Below are 5,067 nucleotides of genomic sequence, written 5' to 3'. Positions count from 1 at the left end.
CCCTCTAAGGACTCGAACCGTTTGATCAGCACCCTGACCTGGGCTCTCGCAGACCGACGTAGTTCCGGAGCTTATAGATCGAACCTATTAACCAGGTCAACGACATGATTACGGATTGTGGTGGGCCGCCAGGATTCGAACCCTGAGCTGGCCTGCTCCATCCGATCGGCCGGGGTCCTGGCTGCCTGGGGTGCAATGCCCAGGCAGCCAGGGCCCACCCGGGGGCTGCGGTCAGGCCGCGCGCTGCTGGTGCTCGAGGCCCGTGGGGGGCATCGGCTGCGGCAGGTGGAGCCGGTCGGGTCGCTCCAGGCGGGTGGGTTCCCCGTTGCCACGGCGTCGGGAGTCGGTCCGTAGGGGCCAGAGGGTGGACAGCTGCCCCAGTTCGAGGCGGCCGGTGCTGGTCGGGGTCAGGGGTAGCCAGCGGGCCGGGGTGGGGTCGAGGTGGGCCTCGGGGTCGGTGAGGTCGGCGGCTGTGGTTGCGACCGGTACCCGCGCGGGTTGGCCCGGACGCGTGCTCGGCCATCCGGCACCTTGCCGTTCCGGAGCAGGGTGGACACCTCGGACCAGCCCGCGCGCGGTCGAGACGTTCCAGGTCGGATGCTCCCCAGGCGGCAGCCCGGCGGCCTCCAGCAGCTGGCGTACCTCGGACCCGGCAGGGAACTCGTTGGCGAACCGGGTGATCTCCTCCTCGGTCAGTCCCTCCGGGGCCGGAACGCCGTCGGCGGTCGCCGCCTGATCGGGATCACCGCGCTCCCCGTCGCCCACCTGGACATCATCGCACCGTGATCACCGTGACCAGACACCTCGTGGTGCCCGCTCGCGGCGGGCGGAGGCCGTGCCACGGAGGCGGAGATCATGATCTGGATCTGGGGTGAGGTCGCGGGGTGGTGTCGAGATCGTCAGGGCCGAGCGTGGCGGACAACTGCCGCTCATTGACGCCTTGCATTACGTGCCCCTCAGCGGCGACTACTCCGCCGCCGCAACCCTCGGCCAGACGGTGCGTTGCCACGGCTTCACCCGTGCCGGGCCAACGTGGCGCCGTTCACCTCGTCAGGCTGACGAGGTCGACTCGTGCATGCTGGCGATGAGTGCGATGACCGCCGTCGCGCCCAGGCCCGCGAGCACCACTGGTAGCCAGGCTGGCGCGGTGAGCACGCCGACCACGACCAGAACGATCACCAGTGCCACGGCCAAGGTGATGCCGACCGCGAGGGCGATCGTAGCCAGCTGTCGCCGGAGCTTCTCCTCCTTTTCCTTCTCCTCGTCGGTGGTCGGATGTTCCTGCTCTTGTTCCTGCTTCTGCTTCTGCTTCTTGCGGCGGAACGGCGTGTAGACCAGAATGCCGCTCTCATTGGCCACCGTCATGAACGCGTCGGTGCCGCCGAGTGAGATACACGGCCCGGCCGGCACCCAGTCACCCGGCCCGTAGAACTGGCCACCGCATTCCGGATCGGCCGCGATCTTGTTCGCAAGGAGCAGTTCCGCGGCGATCTTCCCCTTGCGGAAGGGGGCGCCGTTCTTCGTGGTGACCTCGTACATCGTGTTGTTGGTGAAGTCCCAGATATCCGGCTCACCCGGGTGCGTTCCGGACTTGGCTGTGAAGTTCGAGCGCAGGCAGTCCAGCGCCTCTTTCTCGCGCGAATCACGCCCGGTAAGGAACACGTATTCCTTATTCGAGCTCACCGTGCTGGCGGGATGATCAGTGCGGTACTGGGCCTGGATGCACCGCTCGGCGGAGCTGGAGATGTCCGGTGTCGCTGTGATCTCGTCGCCGGGCGGGCACGGCTGGTTCCCGCAGGCGGTCGCGTTTCCCGGCCTGCCGCCACCTGGCAGAGTCGGAGTGACGACGGGAATCAGCCCAGGTTTCGTTATGTCGCCACGAGCATCGCCGGCGATGCCTCCCGCCGCCTGCATGCGGCTCATCATCGCGATCTGCTCGGCGGAGAAGGTCGGCAGACTCGCGCGTACCTGCGCCAACAGCGAAGGGCCCGCGGTCAGGGCCTCAAGCGTCTTGGGCCCGACGATGCCGTCTGCCGAGAGCCCTTGCGCCGCCTGGAACGCCCGCGCCGCGGCTGTCGTCGCCGCGTCGACGACACCGGACAGCGGAATCCCGGGCACGGCCGCGCTCAACAACTGCTGTACGGCGGTCACCGCGGCACCCGTCGTACCGGGGGTGAGTACCGCTCCGTGCGCGACCGACGCGACACCGTTGACCACCCCGGTCGCCGCCTGGCCGGCTGCGGCGCCGGCAGACGTCGCCGAATCGACCGCGTCACCTACAGCGTTGGCCCCCGCGTTCCACGCTGAGGATGCCGTGTCTCCCACCGCCGCCGCAGCGTCGCTGACACCTTCCTTGGCGCTGTCCCAGGCCCCGCGCACCGCGTTGCCGGCCTGGCTGCCGGCTTCCTTGGCCGCGTCCCAGGCGTCGCCGGCGGCAATCTCGGCGTCATCCAGCCAGCTTCGCTGGACGTGCTGCAGCGGTTCCTTCTGGCATGTCGCACCGGGCGCCGCGCGCAGGCCCGGCCTGGAGGCGACGGCGACGTTGCCCGCGCCACGCTGCAGCGCGAGCAGCTGGGAGGGCGAAACGGCCGCGGTCACCCGCCGGTGCGGAGCTCCGAGCGTCGCCGGCGCGGCAGTGGCATCGATCTGGTCCGGCGCGACGCTGCGCTGCGCCGGTAGCTCGCCATGATCCTCCGCTGGCTGTCTGTCCTGGCATTCACAGCGCTGTACGGCCAGCGGGTCCCGGTGCTGGACGAGGCCACGAGGTATCGAGCGGGGCCCGAGAAGAGCGGCCGCCGCACGGTTGCCGGCCGCGCGCTGGAGTTCGAGCAGGCCCGGCGCATCCGATGATCGGCGCTTGGGCCGCGCGAACGCCGACGATTCGGGCACCTTGTCGAGCGTTGAGCCTCGAACAACCATCGCGGCCTCCGCTCATGCCAGGCAGTCGGACCCAACCGCGAATCGACCAAAGCAGACCGCACCGCGAAGATCGTAATTCGCTGTTCGTTGAAGCGTGAAGCTATTTTAGTCGTGTGCGGTCGACGGCAACCTGCGCGTTCGGGCAGATATCCGGGCCAGAAGGGAACCGAGACTGGTGAGCCCTCCGAGCTTGCCGCTGGACACAGGACCGCTGCCATCCGCTGCCTCTCTCTGGTCGAGGTCAGCCAGGCTGCGGAGATATCAGCCGGCAACATTCGAAAAAGGTGGCGAACGGCGGCGTCGGAGCCATGTCGACGCCTGGCCGCCAGCGTGCCACCTGCGGTTTTGCCGCTGGCGGACTACCGCAGGTCCGTGCCCTCCGGGGTGTTGGGTCCGACAGATACGCATGCGCGCTCAGATGGATCACAACTGGGCCGCAAACGCCGTGCTCGAGCACCAGCCCGTCGGTAGCGCCTGCCAGACAGCTGCGTCGCAGGGGCGAACCAAGTGATTTGCCTAGATCACTACGGTGGCATCATGCCGCCGGGATCAATGCCAGAGCCCGATGACGAGGTCGGCGAGCACGTACGCGACGTGTACGCGCACTTCGGGCTCGCGTACTACATGTCGCAAGTCCTCGAACACACACTCGTCAACATGATCACAGTCGCCCAGCTGTCTCGGCTGCACACGCTCCCAGCAGGGGTCAAGACCCAGGACGACCTGTGGTCTAGGAACTTCGCGCTGACGCTCGGCAGGATGGTCCGGCAGCTTCCGAGTGACCACGACGACACCTCCGTCGTCGCTGCCAAGCTAAGCGCCGCCGTCGAGACGAGGAACGGGATCGCCCATCGCTTCTTTCGCGAGCGTGCCGAGGACTTCCTGACAGCACCCGGCCGCGAGGCCATGATCGCCGACCTCGAAGCCGCTAGGGAACAGTTCAGCGAGGTCGAGACGATGTTGACCGCGATCCTGCGGTTCCACATGCACAAGCTCGGGGTCTCCGCGGAAGCGACCGAACGGGAGTATGCGAAGCTCGAACAAGCCGCAGGGTCGGACCTCTGATCATCAAGGCCCTCGACCGCCAGGTCGATCCGGCCAACGCCCCGAGAATGACTCCTGCCAAGATCGCCCCATGGACACCGCTCCATCCCGGGCCGCCGGCGACAAGGACCTCGCCGAGCTTGTTTCCGCAACCAACGACTGGATCACGCTGCCCCGTGCGGCAACTGGACGCTACCTCGAAGCGGCGCTCACCAACGCGGAGGCGTCCAGCGACTCGGCCGCCACAGCATTGGCCGCCGAAATCCGTGCCTACCAGGCCGGGCGCGGCGGACGACTCGCCAACGGCCGCTGGGGGCTAGGCGCCGCGCAGAACATCCTCCGCCGCCAGTCGGCCCACCAAGCGAAACCACATGAGATACGCCCGGCGTCCAGCGAGCCCACGGACGTGGCCTCCGAGGGCCGACGTACCCGGACTTGCCACTACATAGCCTCCCGCGGTTGTCCGGGTTCCGAATACACGAGGGTCGAACCGCGTCGACTCAGCGCCGGGCGCTACGCGACCGGGGGCCGGAGGTCGAAGATGCTGCGGCGGACTTCCTCGATGGCATGGTCGAGGTCGGAGATCACGGTCGAAATCTGCACCGCGCCAGGCTCGGGGACCTGGCGCGCGATCAACTGCAGCCGCACACCGCCGGAAAACAGCCGCTGGATGACGAGGTCGTGCAGCTCGCAGACGATCCGGTCGCGGTCCTCAAAGACGGCGCGGCGGGCAGGTCCTCGTCCCAATGCGTCGCCTCCGTAGCGGGTGTGGCCGTGCGCTCGTGGCCGTGGGTCCGCGTACGCCCGGCTGGGTCAATATGTAGGAGCGGCGCGCTGGGCGCCCTCCCGGGGGCACTACCTGCAAGACAAAAGCGTCTCAGACCCCGACGGCACTCGCAGTCGGGGTCTTTCTGTGTTTCTGAGCCGGATGGCGTGGCCTGTCCTCTGCATGATCGCCTGGCGGGCATGTCGGTCCCGGACGGGAGAGAGCCATCGCGTGAAGCTCTGTGAGAACCGCCAGGAACTCGCAGCCGGAGTACACACGATGGCCCTGGACCAGTCCGCCGTATCCGGATTGCTGGAGCTGCTACGCAGCACCGACGC

Annotated in this window: 4 protein-coding genes; 1 reads left to right on the top strand and 3 read right to left on the bottom strand. The window is 68.0% G+C overall.

Annotated features, from left to right (window positions below; translation table 11 throughout):
* Positions 1-231 precede the first annotated feature (231 nt).
* The gene (locus U9980_RS22070) at positions 232-765 is read right to left on the bottom strand and encodes an effector-associated domain EAD1-containing protein (RefSeq protein ID WP_322769677.1); all 534 of its coding nucleotides are present in this window, start codon (positions 763-765) and stop codon (positions 232-234) included.
* 285 nt (positions 766-1,050) lie between these two features.
* Entirely contained in the window at positions 1,051-2,919 is a 1,869-nt protein-coding gene (locus U9980_RS22065; protein WP_322769676.1) for a peptidoglycan-binding domain-containing protein, read from the bottom strand.
* 552 nt (positions 2,920-3,471) lie between these two features.
* Between U9980_RS22065 and U9980_RS22060 the strand changes: the two genes are divergently transcribed.
* On the top strand, positions 3,472-3,984 hold the full coding sequence (locus tag U9980_RS22060; RefSeq protein WP_322769675.1) for a hypothetical protein: 513 nt from the start codon (positions 3,472-3,474) through the stop codon (positions 3,982-3,984).
* A gap of 492 nt (positions 3,985-4,476) precedes the next feature.
* Here the strand turns inward: U9980_RS22060 and U9980_RS22055 are convergent, their stop codons facing one another.
* Positions 4,477-4,710 (bottom strand): histidine kinase dimerization/phosphoacceptor domain-containing protein, encoded by a 234-nt coding sequence (locus U9980_RS22055; RefSeq protein WP_322769674.1) that lies wholly within the window; start codon positions 4,708-4,710, stop codon positions 4,477-4,479.
* Between the last annotated feature and the right edge of the window lie 357 nt (positions 4,711-5,067).

Source organism: Protofrankia sp. Cr1, assembly GCF_963555865.1.
GTDB lineage: Bacteria > Actinomycetota > Actinomycetes > Frankiales > Frankiaceae > Protofrankia.
This window is presented reverse-complemented; position numbering and strand designations above follow the sequence as displayed.